At 63.3% G+C, this 17194-nt stretch carries 14 protein-coding genes and 1 pseudogene; 8 read left to right on the top strand and 7 right to left on the bottom strand.

What is annotated here, in order from left to right; translation table 11 throughout:
• Window positions 1-199 precede the first annotated feature (199 nt).
• The 8 genes and pseudogenes from X742_RS166440 to rpmG all read left to right on the top strand — a co-directional run.
• Window positions 200-382: pseudogene (locus X742_RS166440) on the top strand (hypothetical protein); the annotation flags it as partial.
• A 345-nt stretch (window positions 383-727) separates the two neighbouring features.
• The gene (gene topA / locus X742_RS166445) at window positions 728-3346 is read left to right on the top strand and encodes a type I DNA topoisomerase (protein ID WP_023770068.1); all 2619 of its coding nucleotides are present in this window, start codon (window positions 728-730) and stop codon (window positions 3344-3346) included.
• A gap of 6 nt (window positions 3347-3352) precedes the next feature.
• Complete coding sequence (gene rnr / locus X742_RS166450) at window positions 3353-5659, top strand: ribonuclease R (protein WP_023770067.1); 2307 nt, start codon at window positions 3353-3355, stop codon at window positions 5657-5659.
• Window positions 5659-6093 carry a DUF983 domain-containing protein gene (locus tag X742_RS166455; protein ID WP_023770066.1) on the top strand — a complete coding sequence of 145 codons (435 nt, stop codon included), beginning with the start codon at window positions 5659-5661 and terminating at the stop codon, window positions 6091-6093. The genes rnr and X742_RS166455 overlap by 1 nt, the downstream gene beginning before the upstream one ends.
• 73 nt (window positions 6094-6166) lie before the next feature.
• Window positions 6167-6907 carry an NUDIX hydrolase gene (locus X742_RS166460; protein ID WP_023770065.1) on the top strand — a complete coding sequence of 247 codons (741 nt, stop codon included), beginning with the start codon at window positions 6167-6169 and terminating at the stop codon, window positions 6905-6907.
• A gap of 78 nt (window positions 6908-6985) precedes the next feature.
• Window positions 6986-8164 carry an MFS transporter gene (locus X742_RS166465; RefSeq protein ID WP_023770064.1) on the top strand — a complete coding sequence of 393 codons (1179 nt, stop codon included), beginning with the start codon at window positions 6986-6988 and terminating at the stop codon, window positions 8162-8164.
• A 114-nt stretch (window positions 8165-8278) separates the two neighbouring features.
• A complete protein-coding gene (locus X742_RS166470) occupies window positions 8279-8737 on the top strand; it encodes a hypothetical protein (protein WP_023770063.1) in 459 nt (152 codons plus the stop codon).
• A 154-nt stretch (window positions 8738-8891) separates the two neighbouring features.
• Window positions 8892-9059, top strand: coding sequence for a 50S ribosomal protein L33 (rpmG, locus tag X742_RS166475; protein ID WP_006201775.1), 168 nt, complete (start codon window positions 8892-8894; stop codon window positions 9057-9059).
• 91 nt (window positions 9060-9150) lie between these two features.
• On the opposite strand, the gene ugpC is transcribed toward rpmG, so the two are convergent.
• The 7 genes from ugpC to X742_RS166510 form a co-directional block, all read right to left on the bottom strand.
• The gene (gene ugpC, locus X742_RS166480) at window positions 9151-10218 is read right to left on the bottom strand and encodes a sn-glycerol-3-phosphate ABC transporter ATP-binding protein UgpC (protein WP_023770062.1); all 1068 of its coding nucleotides are present in this window, start codon (window positions 10216-10218) and stop codon (window positions 9151-9153) included.
• A gap of 4 nt (window positions 10219-10222) precedes the next feature.
• Window positions 10223-11071, bottom strand: a complete 849-nt coding sequence (locus tag X742_RS166485; RefSeq protein ID WP_023770061.1) for a carbohydrate ABC transporter permease — start codon at window positions 11069-11071, stop codon at window positions 10223-10225.
• Window positions 11071-11994: a sugar ABC transporter permease gene (locus tag X742_RS166490; protein WP_023770060.1), complete on the bottom strand. Its 924-nt coding sequence runs from the start codon at window positions 11992-11994 to the stop codon at window positions 11071-11073. Before X742_RS166490 ends, X742_RS166485 begins: the two co-directional genes overlap by 1 nt.
• Window positions 11995-12179: 185 nt before the next feature.
• Window positions 12180-13457 (bottom strand): sugar ABC transporter substrate-binding protein, encoded by a 1278-nt coding sequence (locus X742_RS166495; protein ID WP_023770059.1) that lies wholly within the window; start codon window positions 13455-13457, stop codon window positions 12180-12182.
• A gap of 25 nt (window positions 13458-13482) precedes the next feature.
• Window positions 13483-14670, bottom strand: a complete 1188-nt coding sequence (locus tag X742_RS166500; protein WP_023770058.1) for a PLP-dependent transferase — start codon at window positions 14668-14670, stop codon at window positions 13483-13485.
• Window positions 14667-15401 (bottom strand): FadR/GntR family transcriptional regulator, encoded by a 735-nt coding sequence (locus X742_RS166505; protein ID WP_023770057.1) that lies wholly within the window; start codon window positions 15399-15401, stop codon window positions 14667-14669. The genes X742_RS166500 and X742_RS166505 overlap by 4 nt, the downstream gene beginning before the upstream one ends.
• Window positions 15402-15486: 85 nt before the next feature.
• Window positions 15487-17022, bottom strand: coding sequence for an FAD-dependent monooxygenase (locus tag X742_RS166510; protein WP_031247619.1), 1536 nt, complete (start codon window positions 17020-17022; stop codon window positions 15487-15489).
• Window positions 17023-17194 lie beyond the last annotated feature (172 nt).

Raw genomic sequence — 17194 nt, 5'->3', positions numbered from 1 at the left:
GACGATATAGCGGCACGCCGGTTTGTCCGCCAATCACCATCGTGTGGTAAGTCATCGCGGGCGGGGAAGAAAGCATCCGCGCAAGGCGTTGACACGACGAGGCCGCGATTTCCCGCGCGCCTTCGAATATCAGCCACGGAGATTTCCATGAAAACGATAACCNCCCGCCTTCAATGCGTTGACCTCGCGCGGCAGGTCGCCGCTGAAGGCCAAGGCCGGCGCCAAGGCGGACGATGAATGGAGCGTCGTCGACCGTACCGACGGCACCAAGATGTGGGCCCATGACGGCAAGCCGGTCTACACCTTCATCAAGGACAAGAAGGCCGGCGACGTGACGGGGGATGGCGTCGCCGGCGTCTGGCACGTCGTCAAGGCGGACTGAGTTTCCCATCGGGAGTTCCGCCAAACGGGACTTCTCAACGGCCGCCGGGCATCCCTCCGAGTCCGGCGGCCGGGCCGTCGCCGGACTCGACCTGGCCCATTCCAGCCCGATTGGACCAGCAACAAATTGAACTTCTCCCAATCTTCCGAGGCTTGCGCCCACTCATTCTAAAATATGTGATGTTCTCCATACACTCTTAGAGTGTATTGCTGTCGGCGGCCCCGCATTTTGGGCGCCTGCCCTTGACCGGATGCAAAAGCGCGGCCATGTGAGCGACGAACAGAACCGAGATTTCGTCGCGCGCAGCGGAATTCTTCTGCCGCATCACAGCTGATATGAGACCTCATGGACGTCGTCGTCGTCGAATCGCCGGCCAAGGCAAAAACAATCAACAAATATCTGGGCAGGAACTACAAGGTTCTGGCCTCGTTCGGCCATGTCCGCGATTTGCCGGCCAAGGATGGCTCGGTGCGCCCGGATGAGGATTTTGCCATGTCCTGGGCGGTCGACACCGCCTCCGGCAAGCGGCTCGCCGACATCGCCAAGGCGGTCAAGGACGCCGACGGCCTGATCCTTGCCACCGACCCGGATCGCGAAGGTGAAGCCATCTCCTGGCACGTTCTGGAAGTGCTCAAGCAGAAGCGCGCGCTGAAGGACAAGCCGGTCAGCCGCGTCGTCTTCAACGCCATCACCAAATCATCGGTGCTGGAGGCGATGGCCAATCCGCGCCAGATCGATGCGCCGCTGGTCGACGCTTATCTGGCCCGCCGCGCGCTCGACTATCTCGTCGGCTTCACCCTGTCGCCTGTCCTGTGGCGCAAATTGCCGGGCGCCCGCTCCGCCGGCCGCGTCCAGTCGGTGGCGCTGCGCCTGGTCTGCGACCGCGAATCCGAGATCGAGCGCTTCATCCGCGAGGAATATTGGCAGATATCAGCTCTCCTCGGCACGCCGCGCAACGAGACCTTCGAAGCCCGCCTCACCGCCTTCGAGCGCAAGAAGCTGCAAAAGCTCGACATTGCCAACAAGGCACAGGCCGACGACATCAAGGCGATGCTCGAAGGCGCCACCTTCAAGGCGCTGTCCGTCGAAGCCAAGCCGACCAGGCGCAACCCCGGTCCGCCCTTCACCACCTCGACATTGCAGCAGGCCGCCTCATCGGGCCTCGGCTTCTCGGCCACGCGCACCATGCAGGTGGCCCAGCGGCTCTATGAGGGCATGGAGATCGGCGGCGAGACCACCGGCCTGATCACCTATATGCGAACCGACGGCGTGCAGATGGCCCCCGAGGCGATCGATGCTGCTCGCGATGCCATTGCGAAGGAATTCGGCCCGAAGTACCTGCCGGAGAAACCACGCCAGTACACCGCCAAGGCCAAGAACGCCCAGGAAGCGCACGAGGCCATCCGGCCGACGGATTTCATGCGCACCCCCGCATCGGTCAGGCAATATCTCGATTCCGACCAGATGCGGCTTTATGAACTGATCTGGAAGCGCGCCATCGCCAGCCAGATGCAGTCGGCCGAGATCGAGCGCACCACTGTCGAGATCGAGGCGCTGAATGGCGCCCGCACCGCGGAACTTCGCGCTGTCGGCTCGGTCGTTCGCTTCGACGGCTTCATCGCCGCCTACACCGATCAGAAGGACGACGACACCGAAGACGAGGAAAACCGCCGTCTGCCCGAGATCCGCTCCGGCGAGCAGCTTGCCCGCCGCGCGATCAATGCCACCCAGCACACGACCGAGCCGCCGCCGCGCTACTCCGAGGCGTCGCTGATCAAGAAGCTGGAAGAACTCGGCATCGGCCGCCCCTCGACCTACACCGCGATCCTGAAGACGCTCGAGGACCGCGACTACGTCACCATCGACAAGCGCCGGCTGGTGCCGCAGGCCAAGGGCCGCCTGCTGTCGGCTTTCCTGGAAAGCTTCTTCGCGCGCTATGTCGAGTATGACTTCACCGCGTCGCTGGAGGAGAAACTCGACGAGATCTCCGACGGCAAGCTCGCCTGGAAGGACGTGCTGCGCGATTTCTGGAAGGATTTCTCGGGCGCCGTCGCCGACATCAAGGAGCTGCGCGTCACCGATGTGCTCGATGCGCTGAACGAGGAACTGGCACCGCTGGTTTTTCCCGCCCGCGAGGACGGTTCCAACCCGCGCATCTGCCCCAAATGCGGCACCGGTAATCTGTCGCTGAAGCTCGGCAAGTTCGGCGCTTTCGTCGGCTGCTCGAACTATCCCGAATGCTCCTTCACCCGCCAGCTCGGCGACGCCGCCAATCCCAATGGCGAGAATGGCGGCGGCGAGGACGGTACCAAGTTGCTCGGCAAGGATCCTTATACGGCCGAGGAAATCACGCTGCGCTCGGGGCGCTTCGGCCCCTACATCCAGCGCGGCGACGGCAAGGAGGCAAAGCGTTCGAGCCTGCCCAAGGGCTGGACGCCTGATTCCATCGACCATGAGAAGGCGCTGGCCTTGCTGGGGCTGCCGCGCGACGTGGGCAAACATCCCGAATCCGGCAAGATGATCTCGGCGGGCCTCGGCCGTTACGGGCCGTTCGTGCTGCACGATGGCACCTACGCCAATCTCGACAGCATCGAGGATGTGTTTTCCATTGGCCTCAACCGTGCCGTCACAGTGATTGCCGAGAAGCAGTCCAAGGGCAAGGGTGGCCGCAACGGTGGCACGCCTGCGGCTCTGAAGGAGCTTGGCGACCATCCGGATGGCGGCAAGATCGTCGTGCGCGACGGCAAATACGGCCCCTACGTCAATTTCGGCAAGGTCAACGCCACGCTGCCCAAGGGCAAGGATCCGCAATCGGTGACGATCGAGGATGCGCTGGCGCTGATTGCCGAGAAGGAAGCCAAGGGCGGCGGTGGCAAGAAGCCGTTCCGCAAGGCGGCGGCAATCAAAGCCCCCACCGCCAAGAAAACAGCGGCCAAGAAGCCGGCCGCGAAGAAAAAAGGGTAGAACGGCGTGGCGCGCAGGATCACCGGAAGAAGTCACGGCGATCCCCGCACCGCCGACACCCGGGCCAAGGTCAAGGACGACTATCGGCCCTCGCGCGACGAAATCCTGCGCTATATCGCCGAAAACCCAGATCGCGCCGGAAAGCGCGACATCGCCAAGGCGTTCGCGTTGCGCGGCGACGACCGCGTCTGGCTGAAAGATCTCCTGCGCGACCTGCAGGACGAAGGCGTTCTGACCAAGGAGCGCAAGCGGTTGGCCAGGGTCGGCGCCCTACCCCATGTCGCCGTGCTCGACATCTTTGGCCGCGACGGCGATGGCATCTTGCTGGCGCACCCGGCCGAGGCAGTCGGTCCGGGCGAGCCTCCCGTGGTCTCGATCCGCGTTTCGCGCAGCGGCAACGGTCCCGCGCCAGGCATCGGCGACCGCGTGCTGGCCAAAACCTTCCCGACCGACGATCCGTCAGGGCCTGCCTATACCGGCCGAGTGATGAAGATCTTCGAGAAGCGCACGGACGCTGTCCTCGGCGTCTTTCGCGTGCTTCAGGACGGCAGCTTCCGCATCGAGCCGGTGGAACGGCGCCAGCCCGAGCTGATCGTCGACAAGGAATTCCAGAACGGCGCCAAAAACGGCGACCTGGTCGAAGTCGAGCCAGCGCGAGCCTCCCGCTTTGGGTTGCCCCGCGCCAAGGTGCTGAATGTGCTGGGTTCGCTGACCAGCGAAAGGGCGGTTTCGATGATCGCCATCCACGCGCACGACATTCCCCACATTTTCCCAGCCGACGTCATTGCCGAATCCGAGGCGGCGAAGCCCGCGACGCTTGACCATCGCGAGGACTGGCGCGACCTGCCGCTGGTTACCATCGATCCGGCCGACGCCAAGGACCATGACGACGCGGTCTTCGCCACCCCTGACCTCGACGAAAAGAACCCCGGCGGCGTCATCGCGACGGTCGCCATCGCGGATGTCGCGGCCTACGTCCGCCATGGCACGGCGCTCGACCGCGAAGCGCTGAAGCGCGGCAATTCGGTTTATTTCCCCGATCGCGTCGTGCCGATGCTGCCCGAACGCATCTCCAACGATCTCTGTTCGCTGCGCGAGGGTCAGGATCGTCCGGCACTCGCGGTGCGCATGACTTTCTCCGCGGAGGGCAGAAAGATCAGGCATTCCTTCCACCGCGTCATGATGAAGTCGGCGGCCAAGCTGGCCTATAGCCAGGCCCAGGCCGCGATCGACGGTGTACCGGACGACAAGACCGGCCCGATCCTCGACACTGTGCTGAGGCCGCTGTGGGAGGCCTATGCGATCCTCAAGCGCGGCCGCGACGGCCGACAGCCGCTGGAGCTCGACCTGCCGGAGCGCAAGATCCTGCTCAAGCCGGATGGCACGGTCGACCGCGTCGTCGTGCCGGAGCGGCTCGACGCCCACAAGCTGATCGAAGAGTTCATGATCCAGGCCAATGTCGCCGCGGCCGAAACGCTGGAGGGCAAGAAGCAGGCGCTGGTCTATCGCGTCCATGACGCGCCGTCGCTGGCCAAGCAGGAATCGCTGCGCGAATTCCTGCAGACGCTTAGCCTGTCATTGGCACGCGGCGCCCAGATGCGGCCCAGCCAGTTCAACGGCATTCTTGAGCGTGTGCGCGGCGCCGACAACGAGGCGCTGGTCAACGAAGTGGTGCTGCGCTCGCAGAGCCAGGCCGAATATTCACCCAAGAACATCGGCCATTTCGGCCTCAACCTCAGCCGTTACGCCCATTTCACCTCGCCGATCCGCCGCTACGCCGACCTGATCGTGCATCGCGGACTTATTGCCGCGCTCGGCCTGGGCCCAGGCGGACTGACGCAGGATGAGGAGGCCCGCCTCGAAGACGTTGCGGTGCTGATCTCCGGCACCGAGCGGCGCGCAATGGCTGCCGAGCGCGACACGGTTGACCGGCTGATTTCGGCCTACCTCGCTGAGCGCATCGACGACCGCTTCGACGCCCGCATCTCCGGCGTCACCAAATCAGGACTTTTTGTCCAATTGCCGCAATATGGCGCCGATGGTTTCATCCCGGTTTCAACTTTGGGCGGCGATTACTATATATACGATGAAACGGCCCGCTCCCTGTTCGGAGAACGCTCGGGCAAAGGCTACCAGCTCGCGGACCGCGTCGAGGTCCGGCTCGTCGAGGTGGCGCCAATGGCCGGCGCGATGCGCTTCGAGATGTTGACCGACCCAAAGCCCCTGCCAGGCTCCAGCAGGTCGTTTCACAAGGCTAAGGGCCGGGCCCGTGCGTCGCAATCGCGACCGGGGTCGCGCGGCAGGAGACGATGATGGAACAACAGGTTTTTGGCGGCGAACATCAGTCTGGCCGGATTGCCCGCCCACTGTGGACGGCGATGAAGCGGGGCCTCTTGGGCCGCTGCCCGAACTGCGGCGAAGGCAAGCTGTTCCGCGGCTTCACCAAGACTGTCGAAACCTGCAGCGTCTGCGGCGAGGAGATCCATCACCATCGCGCCGACGATCTGCCAGCCTACCTGGTCATCGTCATCGTCGGCCATATCGTTCTCGGTGCCTTCATGGGCGTGGAAGCGACCTCGACGCTCTCCACCTGGCAGCACATTGCCATATGGGTGCCTTTGACCATCCTGCTCTCCATCGCGCTGCTGCAACCGGTCAAGGGCGCCGTCATCGGACTGCAATGGGCGTTCTATATGCACGGATTCGGTGGCGAAAAGGATGGGACGGAGTCCCACCACGGCGCCTGAGGCGCCGCTGGCGCAACACGCCAATCGCTAAGGCTACTTTCGCATGCAAGAAGTTTCCGCTAGGTCCCTGCGCATGGAAGCATTGACCAAGGCGGATGCCGACAAGCTCGACAAGGGTCTTGCCACGCATGGCGGCGGGCGCCTGCGTCCGCGTGACGCCGCGACGCTCATCCTGCTCGACCGCAATGGCGACGACGTCCAGGTGTTGATGGGACGCCGCCACGCCGCACACGCTTTCATGCCAGGCAAGTTCGTGTTCCCCGGCGGCCGAACAGACCCTGCCGACAGCCGCATACCGACAGCGACGGCACTCGACCAGCACGAAGAAGCCAAGCTGACGGCCGGCCCCGGCCGCACCAGCCGCGCCCGTGCCCGCGCCATTGCTTTGTCGGCGGTCCGCGAGACCTACGAGGAAGCCGGCCTGCTGATCGGCCGCAAAGGCGCCTTTGCCACGACCAGGCGCGATTGGCAGGGTTTCGTCGAACATGGCGTGGCACCGTCGCTGGAAGCGCTGCGCTTCGTCGCGCGCGCCATCACGCCGCCGAACCGGGTGCGCCGCTTCGACACCCGCTTCTTCAGCGCCTGGCGTGGCGATGTCGCCGTCGAACTGGCCGATGGCGGCCCGACCAACGAATTGGAGGAACTGGTCTGGCTGCCGCTCGCCAAGGCCAAGCAGGCCGACATACCCGACATCACCCGAATGATCCTGGACGATCTGGAAAAACGGCTCGCCGACGATCCGCTGCTGCGGCCGGGCGGACCTGTCCCTTTCTACCGGCTTGTCCGCAACCGCTTCACCCGCGAACTTCTCTAGAGCAATTCCAGGAAAAGTGTGCCGCGGTTTTCCCGCGGGAATTGCGCAAGATCAAAGAGACAGAGTATTCAGCATCCCATGACGGTCGATACCCAACCACAGGGCGACGAACGCGTACACTGGCTGCCGATGGTGGCGGCGATTTCGTCGATCAGCGTCGTCGGCATCGCCATCGGCCTCGGCATGCCCTTGCTCAGCGTCATCCTGGAAACACGCGGTCATTCGGCCTCGATGATCGGCCTAAACACGGCTGTCGCCGGCCTGGCCTCGATCGCCGGGGCGCCGCTGGCCACGCCGCTCGCCATGCGCTTCGGCGTCGCCTGGACCATGATCGCCATGATTGCCACCGGCGCGCTCGCCTTCGTCGGTTTCCATTTCGCGCCCGATTTCTGGATGTGGTTTCCGCTGCGCGTCGTTCTTCACATCGCGCTGACAGTGCTGTTCATCCTGTCGGAATTCTGGATCAGCACGTCGGCGCCGCCACACCGGCGCGGCCTTGTGCTTGGCATCTATGCCACCGTCCTGTCGCTCGGCTTTGCCGCCGGGCCGTGGCTGTTTGCTCATCTCGGCAGCTCCGGCTTCAGGCCGTTCGGCGTCATCATTGCCCTGGTGACGCTGGCTGCCATACCGGTGCTCGCCGCGCGCAACGAAAGCCCGACCATCGTGGCCGACAGCGAAACCAGCCACTTCCTGCGCTATATCTGGCTGGTGCCAACCGCGACTTTCGCCGTACTCGTGTTCGGCGCCGTCGAGACTGGCGGCTTCGCGCTGTTCCCGATCTACGGCAACCGCATCGGTTATTCCGAGGCCGACGCGGCGCTGCTGCTGACCATGATCGGTCTCGGCAACGTGCTGTTGCAGATCCCGATCGGCATGATCAGCGACCGCGTCTCGGACCGGCGCTATCTGCTGCTCGCCTGCGCCACGGTCGGTCTCGCCGGCACGATGTTCATGCCGTTTTTTGCCGCTAACTGGCACTTGATGGCTGCCCTGCTTTTCGTCTGGGGCGGTGTCGTCGCGGCCATGTACACGATCGGCCTCGCCCATCTCGGTTCGCAGCTCTCCGGCCACGAGCTGGCTTCGGCCAATGCCGCTTTCGTGCTGTGCTACGGCGTCGGCATGGTGCTTGGTCCGCAGGCGATCGGCATCGGAATGGACAGTTTCGGACCTTCCGGCTTTGGCTGGTCGCTCGGCCTGTTCTTCGCCGCCTACATCGCCTTGGTCTGCTTCAGGCTCGTCCGCAAGCTCCTGCTGTAGCACCCCACCGTCGAGTGCCCTTATCCGCCGCGCCGCGGCAGATACTGACAGAACCGTGTCAGGAGCGTGCGGTTAAAAGAGTGTCCCCTGATACCCGAAGTTGAGGACACTGCCATGATCGACAGCGGCTTTGAGACCACATCACTGCGAATGACGCTTCTGCTGCTTGTAACCTTCCAGGCTCCGGCCTCGGACGTGGACCGCATCATGGATGCGGTGGTTGCGATCGCCCCGCTGGTTATGGGTAAATATGATCGAAACGCCTACCAGTCGGCGCATGGCATCGAGCGCTACCGGCCACTTGCCGGCGCGGCCGCCGGCGCCGAGGCCGAATTGCGGCGGCGCCCCGGCACGGTCGAGGTTTCGTTCGAACTGCCCGACGACCAGGCGCTGGCGGCTCGCGTCGTCGAGGCGATTTTCCAGGCGCATTCCTATCAGGAGCCGGTGATCCGCATCCAGCCGATCCTTGCCAGCCGCTCCAAGGGGCTGGACGACCGTGCCAATCCGAATCGCTGGTGGAACACGACCGGAGACTGGAAGAAGGTTGCGGTATCCGAAGCGGAAACCGCCTGATTTATGCATTCTGGGCTGCTTGGGCGAGCCACATAAGGTTGGCCGGGCTTGACTTTCCAGGCACGTTCTTTATGTGTCGCGCCAAGTTTCCCGCGTCCGGGTGTTTTCCCGTGCTCCAGCGGCCAAAACCCCACGAACATAACGGACTGAGATCATGGCCAAAGCCGCAAACATCAAGATCAAGCTTCTGTCGACCGCCGACACCGGTTTCTTCTACGTCACCAGCAAGAACAGCCGTACCAAGACCGACAAGCTGTCGTTCCGCAAGTACGACCCGGTCGCCAAGAAGCACGTAGAATTCAAGGAAACCAAGATCAAGTAATCTGGTTTCCCTTTGGAATGCCGAAACGCCGCCCATCGGGCGGCGTTTTCGTTTGGCCGGGCGGCTGATGTCCGTCAGCCCGGCTGAGCGCTTAGCCGATGCGGTCGCCGCTCTTCTCGTCGAACAAATGCAGCGATGCCGGATCGGCCGACAGGCGCACCATGTCGCCGGGCTTCACGGCCGCGCGGCCCATCGCAAAGACGCAAAGCTGCTGGCCGGCCAGTTTGACGTAGAACTGCGTCGACAGGCCGAGCGGCTCCACCACTCCCACTTCGCCTTGCAGGGCGCCGTCATCAGCCAGCCGGATATGCTCGGGCCGCAGGCCGACGGTGATGACGTCACCGTCCCTGAGCGGCAGGCCGTGCGGCAGCCGAAGCTTCTGGCCATCGGACAACACGGCGTCCACCTTGGCGCCCTTCTCCACCGTCGCCGGCAGGAAATTCATCCCAGGCGAGCCAATGAAGCCGGCGACGAATATATTGGCCGGCCGGTCATAGAGATCGAGCGGCGCGCCCACCTGCTGGATCAGCCCGTCATGCATGACAACGATGCGGTCGGCCATGGTCATCGCCTCGATCTGGTCGTGGGTGACGTAGACCGAAGTGGTCTTCAGTTGCTGGTGAAGCGCCTTGATCTCGGCGCGCATATGAACGCGCAACTTGGCATCGAGGTTCGACAGCGGCTCGTCGAAGAGAAAGACCTTGGGATCGCGCACTATGGCACGGCCCATGGCGACACGCTGGCGCTGGCCGCCAGACAATTGCCTGGGCAGGCGTTGCAGGAACGTATCGAGCCCCAGCCGCTTCGCGGCACCATCGACGCGCGCATCGATCGCCGGCTTCTCGGCCTTGCGCAGCATCAGGCTGAAGCCCATGTTCTTCGAGACGTCCATATGCGGATATAGCGCATAGGACTGGAACACCATGGCGATATCGCGGTCCTTGGGTGCAACATCGTTGACCAGCCGCTCGCCGATGCGGATCTCGCCGCCCGAGGCTTCCTCGAGCCCGGCGATCATGCGCAAAAGCGTGGACTTGCCGCAGCCGGACGGTCCGACCAGGACGACGAACTCGCCATCGGCGATTTCGAGATCGACCGCGTGCAGAACGCGCACGGAGCCATAATCCTTGCGGACCTTTTCGAGCGTGACAGAGGCCATCGGTCTATCCTTTGACGGCGCCGGCGGTCAGGCCGGTGACGAGATAGCGTTGCAGGAAAGCGAAGAAGATGCAGACCGGGATCAGCGCCAGGATCGACGCCGCCATCATCTGTCCCCAGTCGACGGCGAACTTGCCGATGAAGGTGAGCAGGCCGACGGCGAAGGTCTTCTGGTCGTCGCTGGAGATCAGCATCAGCGCGAACAGCAGCTCGCTCCATGCGGCGGTGAAGACGAAGCCCAGCGTCGCGCCCATGCCGGGCAACGTCAGCGGCACGATCACTTTGCGCATTGCCTGCGCGCGCGTGCAGCCGTCGATCATCGCCGCCTCCTCCAGGTCCTTGGGGACGCCGTCGAAGAACGACTGCATCAGAAAGGTGGCGAAGGCGGTGTTGAAGGCGGTGTAGATGATGATCAGCCCGGTCAGGCTGTTGATCAGGCCGATCTGCCCCATCACGCGGTAGATAGGCGGAATGACCATCACCAGCGGAAAGGTCTGGGTCAGAAGCAACATGAGAGCCAGTGCAGCCTTGCCGCGAAAGGTGAAACGCGACATGGCGTAGCCGGCGAGCGTGGCGATGACCGTGACCAGTGCCGCCGTCGACACCGAGACGATGACGCTGTTGAGGAAATAGCGCGGGAAATCGGTGGCTTCGAGCACGGTCACGAAATTCTGGATCGTCATGTGCGACGGCCAGAAGGTGATGCCTTCGGAATAGAGCAGCCGCTCCGGCGTGACCGAGATCTTCAGCGTCCAGTAGATCGGGAACAGAGCGAAGACGACGTAGGCGGCGATCGCGGCGTAAAGGCCGATGCCGCCGAAGAAGCGCTGTGAAGCTGAGCGTCCGGCGATCATCAGACGTGCCTCACAAGCGAGCGGCGAATGGCGATCAGCACGATCGCGTAGGCGATGAGCAGGACGAGCAGCAGCACCGCCACGGCCGAGGCATAGCCCTTGTCCAGCGACTTGAAGGCGCTGACATAGATGTAGACCGGCATCGTGTTGGTCGAGCCGGCCGGTCCGCCCTCGGTCATGACAAAGATGAGGTCGGCAAAAGTGGCGATCCAGATCGTGCGCAACATCACCGTTATGGCGATGGTTGGGGCCAGGAAGGGCAGCGTCACCTTGGTGAAACGTTGCAACGGCGAAGCGCCGTCGATCGCCGCCGCCTCATGCAGTTCCGAGGGAATAGACTTCAGCGCCGCCAGCAGCGTTATGGCGAAGAACGGAATGCCGAACCAGACATTGGCTACGATCGGCCCCCACATGGCGGTGGAGGGATCGGACAGAACGTTGGTCGGTTCGGCTTTCAGCCCCAAGGCGAACAGCCAGTGCGGCAGCGGACCGACGATCGGGTTGAACAGCCAGGCCCAGGTAAGGCCCGACAGGAAGGACGGCACCGCCCAGGGCAGGAAGACCAGCGCCTGCACCGCCTTGCGGCCTGGAAAAGGTTTGTCGAGCAGCAGCGCCAGGCCAAGGCCGAGGAAGAACTGAAAGAACAGGCTGGCCACCGTCCACCACAACGTGTTGATCAGCGCCTGGCCCAGCACCTGGTCCGACAGCATCGCCTCATACTGCCCGAGCCCGACATACTCGGACTTGAAGGCCGAAAATTTGCGGAAGGAGTAGCTGATGCCGATGACCAACGGCACGAGCAGCACCACGACCAGCAGGATGATCGCCGGGCTGAGGTAGAGCCAAGGCTCGATCGTCGCGTAGGAGAGCCGCTTTTTTCGTGGCGGCGCCGCGGATCGAATTTCGGATACGGCATAGGTCATACGATGCTCACGGTGAAGGATGGATGCCGGCATTGAAGCTGCCCCCTTCCCCCCGTTCACGGGGAGAAGATGCCGGTAGGCAGATGAGGGGCAGCGCGAACTTGCGAATGCTGGCGCCGCCCCTCATCCGTCACCTCGTGGCACCTTCTCCCCGTGAGTGAACGGGGAGAAGGAAGAGCAGGTGCCTACTTCTTGTTCTTCGCCAGCCAGTCCTGCTGTTCCTTGGTCAGGAAGGCAGCCCATTGGTCGGCGACCTCCTTGGCCGTCTTCTGGCCGAGCAGCACTTCCTGGAAGTTCTTGATCGCGACCTGGTCGACGAAATTGCCGAGGTTTTCCAGATGCGTCGGCGGCGTCACCATTTCATATTTGGAGCCGTCGCTGAGTTCCGTGAACCAGCCCTTGAACTGCTCGGTCTTGAAATGGGGATCCTGGTCCGCACCCTTGTGGATCGGCACGACGCCGACTTCCTTGGCCCATTCCAGATTGTCCTTCGGCGACAGAAGCGTCGCCATCAGCTTCCAGGCGTCGTCCTTGTGCTGCGAGTTGGCGAACATCGCCCAGCCGGCATAGCCGAGCGTCGGATAGGACTTTCCGCTTGGTCCGACCGGCAGCGGCGCCACGGCGAAGTCGTCGGCGCTCATCTTGTCGGCGATGCCGAGAAGCGCGTCCGGATCCTGATTGAGCATGGCGCAAGTGCCGGAGTAGAAGCCGGTGACGGTTTCGTTGAAGCCCCAGCTCACTGCATCCTTCGGCGCCAGACCATTCTTGTACATGTCGGCCAGCATCTGCAGGCCCTTGACCGAGCCCTCTTCATTGATGGTCGAGGTACCGTCCTCGTTGAAATAGCCGCCCTTGCCCTGAGCGATGTTCATGAACATGTGCATGCCGTTGAAGGCGCCCGGCCCGCCGCGCAGGCAGTAGCCGTATTTTCCGGGAATGGCCGAGATCTTCTTGGAATCGGCGACAAACTCGTCGAGTGTCGCCGGCGGGCCGTCGAGACCAGCCTCCTTGAACAGCTTCTTGTTCCAGAACAGCGCGTTCACATAGTAGCCATACGGAATCATAAACTGGGTGTTGTTGACCGTCGAGCCGAACTGTTTGGCGCGGTCGCCGAGCGTCTTGGCGTCGTCCCATTTGGCCATATAGGGGCCGAGATCCTCGAGCTGGGCATTGTTGGCGTAGAGCCCCATCCAGCGTTCCGGCATCTCGACCACATCGGGCGTATCGCCGGCCTGCACCATGGTCAGGAATTTCTCGAAAGCCTGGCCCCAGGGCAGCGAGACCAATTCGACCTTGACGCCTGGATTGGCCGCCTCGAACTCGGCGATCTGTTTCTTGAGGAATTCGGTGCGCGGCGGGCTGGTGATAACCTCGACCATTTTCAGGGTTGAATCGGCGAGCGCGCCACCGGCGGAAATCGCCAGCCCCGCGACGGTGGCAAGCATGACGGTCAGTTTTTTCATGTTCAAGACTCCCATTTTGAACCCGCTATTTTCTGGCTTTTTCGAAGGCCTGGGCGACATCCGCCCAGAGATCCTCGACACTTTCCAATCCGACATTGAAGCGGATGGTTCGGGGGCTGACGCCGAAGCGCGCCATCGAATTCAGTCCCGGCGTCTGCTCCAGCGACGCCTTGGCCGGTACGACCAGGCTCTCATGCCCACCCCAGCTGACGCCGATGCGGAAATATTTCAGCGCGTCGACGAACACGGGAATGTCGATGTCCTCGGTAACCTCGAACGAGAACAATCCGCCATAGCCGGCAAGCGTCGCCTTGCCCGGATGGTTCGAATAGGCGGGATGGTTGACCCGCTCGACATTGCCATGCGCCTTCAGCCGCTCGGCGATGGCAAGCCCGCTCTTCATATGGTGGGGCAGACGCAGCGGCAGCGTGCGCAGGCCGCGCAGCAAAAGCCAGGCCTCGAACGGCGACAGCTTGCCGCCGAGATAGGAATAGGTCTGCTCGTTGATATGCTTGATGTGCGCTGCCGAGCCGGCCACCACGCCGGCAACGGTGTCGCTGTGGCCGCCGAGATATTTCGAGGCCGAGTGCAGCACGAGGTCAACGCCATGCGAGATCGGCTTCTGGAACACCGGGGTCGCCCAGGAATTGTCGATGGTGGTGACGATGCCCTGCTCTTTTGCCAGCCGGGTCAGATGCGGCAGGTCCTGGAGCTCGAACACCATCGAGGTCGGGCTTTCCAGATAGAGCAGCTTGGCGCCGGGCAATGCCGAGGCAACCGCATCCGGGTCGGAGCCGTCGACATAATCGACCTTGATGTTGAGCCGCGGCAGGAGCCGCTCGAACAGCCGGTAGGCATCGCCATAGCAGTTGCGTACCGCAACGATGCGCTCGCCCGCGCCGACGAAGGCAAGCACGGTGGCGCTGATCGCCGCCATACCGCTGGAGAAGCCGCGTGCGGCCTCGGCGCCCTCGAGCGCGGCGACTCGGGCCTCGAACTCCATGACCGTCGGATTGTCGCCGCGTGAATAGATCGGCTGCTTTCGTTTGCCGGCAAAAGTATCGGCCATTTCCGCATAATTGGCGAAGGTGAACAACGAGGTCTGGTAGATCGGAGGCACGACGGCACCGCCGGGAAACGGTTCGTCATGCGCCAAAAGCGTCGCCGCCTCGGCGAGATAATCGTGGTCGAAGCCGTCTGGATGCCCGTTCATTTCAGGTCCGAAAGTTTGAGTTTGGCCGCACCGCGCTTCAGATCGTCCTCGACGGTGGCGATGAGCTTGAGCGCCTCGTCGCGGGCTCCCCGCGGATCACGCGCGGCGATACGTTCGTAGATGGTGCGGTGATAGGGAAAGCTGGCATGGCCGAAATCGCGCACACCGAGCGGATGCTCCCAGAAGCGATGGAACAGTTCGTGCATGGCGGCGATGATCTGTTCGAACAGCGGATTGCCGGAGACCCGGTAGATCGCCTGGTGGAATTCCCAGTCCTCTTCCGATGACATGCCGTCGAGGGTGCGAAACGCCTGCTCCATTATATCGAGCTTGCCTTCGATCTCGGCAATGTCGGCCGGGCTTGCCCGCTCGGCGCACAGTGCCGCTGCTTCCGCCTCCAGCGCGCGGCGGATTTCCAGCGTCTGCATCAGGCTGGTGAAGTCATTGCCGCCCGCCAGCGTCAACGGCAAATGCAGCATGTCGGGCGAGACGGCCGCCTTGAGAAACGTGCCGCTGCCTTGCCGGCGTTCGACCAGACCCAGTCCTTCCCACCGCGTCAGCGCCTCGCGCACCGTGTTGCGGCTCACCTTGAGCCGCTCGGCCAGGATGCGCTCGGTCGGCAGTCGCTCGCCAGGCCGCAAGGCCTCGGCGCGGACGAAGCTCACCAATGCCTTCAGCACGGCGTCGTCACGGGCCGTCGTCTGAATGGGTGGCAGACTGTTCTGGTCCACATTTCCTCCAAGTGGTCCAATGGTCCAACCAATTTCTGCACAGACGGCGCCTCCTGTCAATTGCTTGTCAGGAGGCGCCCGGCCTTCAGCCCATGGAAGGTGACGCGCTGCGTTCGGAAGGGCGCCCGGCTCCGGCAGTCGGTCCGAACCATCTGGTCAGCGCATCGGCCAATCCCTGTTCATTCTCAACGCCAACCCAAGCCACGTATCCATCGGGCCGAATCAAGACCGCGTCGGGTGCGCCGACCGTTCCGAGTAGGGGAAGCTCCCAGGCACCGGCATACAAAGCGTCGATCTGCCGGACCCGGCCGGCCCAAGGCACAATATTCAACCTGCCTGGCTCACCGAAATTGAGGAGCAGCGGCCGCGCGTCGTGGAGCAACGTGAACAGTCGCAACGGCCCGTTGGCGGTGGAGAGATCGAGGTCGGGTATTCGTCGCCCAAGCAGCCCGTGCCCTTCCCCGAGATCGTAGTGGACACCCAGCCCAGACATCTCCGCGGCGATCCGTTTGCGTGGCCCATCCATGGCGAGCAGTTCGGCGAATGTGTCGCTTAAGGCCTTGGTGCGAGCATCCATCCGACGAAGCGCGACCTGCGCCATCGCGTTGCGCAGCACGCGGGCGGCGACCGGATGGCGTTCGGCCTGGTAGCTGTCGAGCAGGCTTTCCGGCGATATTCGCTTTACCACCTGGGCCAGCTTCCATCCCAGGTTCACCGCGTCCTGCACGCCGATATTGAGACCCTGTCCGCCCATTGGGGGATGGATATGGGCGGCCTCACCGGCTAGCAGCACACGTCTGTCGCGGTAAGCGGCAGCCTGCCGCGTCATGTCGGTGAACCGGGAAATCCAGGTCGGACTGTGGACCCCGTAGTCGGTGCCGTAGACGCCGGCAAGCGCCTCGCTGAGATCGCGCAGTGTCGGTTCGCCACCAATGGTCAGGTGTTGCTCGGTCAGCACGACACCCACCCGGCCACCTTCCTCAATCTTGCCGATCGCATGGATGCCATGGGCGTCACTGCGAAAGCCCAATGCCGGTTCCTCCGCCATCTCGACCTCGGCGATCATCCAGCTCATCGTCGGATCCCATCCTTCGAACGCGATCCCCGCGGCCTTGCGGATCATGCTGCGTCCTCCGTCGCAGCCGACGAGATACTGCGTCCGCAACCGCTGGCCGCCGGACAGATCGATGTCGACGCCACCATCATCCTGTGCGAAGCCCGTGACGTCTTGCCCGCGACAAATCGGCACTCCGAACTCGCTGATCCACTCGGCCAATATCCGCTCGATGTGGTTTTGCCGCAGCGCCAGCAGATAGTTGTGCCGCGTGGGAAAGTCGCTGATGTCCAACCGGGTCATGTGGAAGCCCACCGACGGCGATGTCTGTCCCTGCGAGAGGAAGCGGTCGGCAATTCCGCGCTGGTCGAGCACCTCGATGGTGCGGGCGTGCAGGCCACCCGCGCGCAAACCGATGAGTTCCTGGTTTGGCCGCCGCTCGACAATGGCCACATCGACGCCCGCCAATGCGAGTTCGCCAGCCAGCATCAACCCGGTCGGACCGCCTCCGGCGATCACCACCGCATGATCCCCACGCACTCGGCCTCCTGGCAACAATTCCGTCATTTCGCCACTCCCGTTTCCGTTAACTCAGGTCGTGGTTCTACGGGAACAGGCGGGTCTTGCCGCAAGCCCCTTGCGCGCCATATGTATGAAATGGAGGGGATGGCTCTCCTTCCCCCTATGCATATGGCTGTGAAAGGTCGCGGCGTTGCCAAGCGATAGCGGGCGAAGGTGC

Origin of the sequence: Mesorhizobium sp. LNHC229A00 (assembly GCF_000502415.1) — a bacterium.
Lineage (GTDB): Bacteria > Pseudomonadota > Alphaproteobacteria > Rhizobiales > Rhizobiaceae > Mesorhizobium.
The sequence above is the reverse complement of the archived record's forward strand: the minus strand, read 5'-3'. Positions and strand labels throughout refer to the sequence as shown.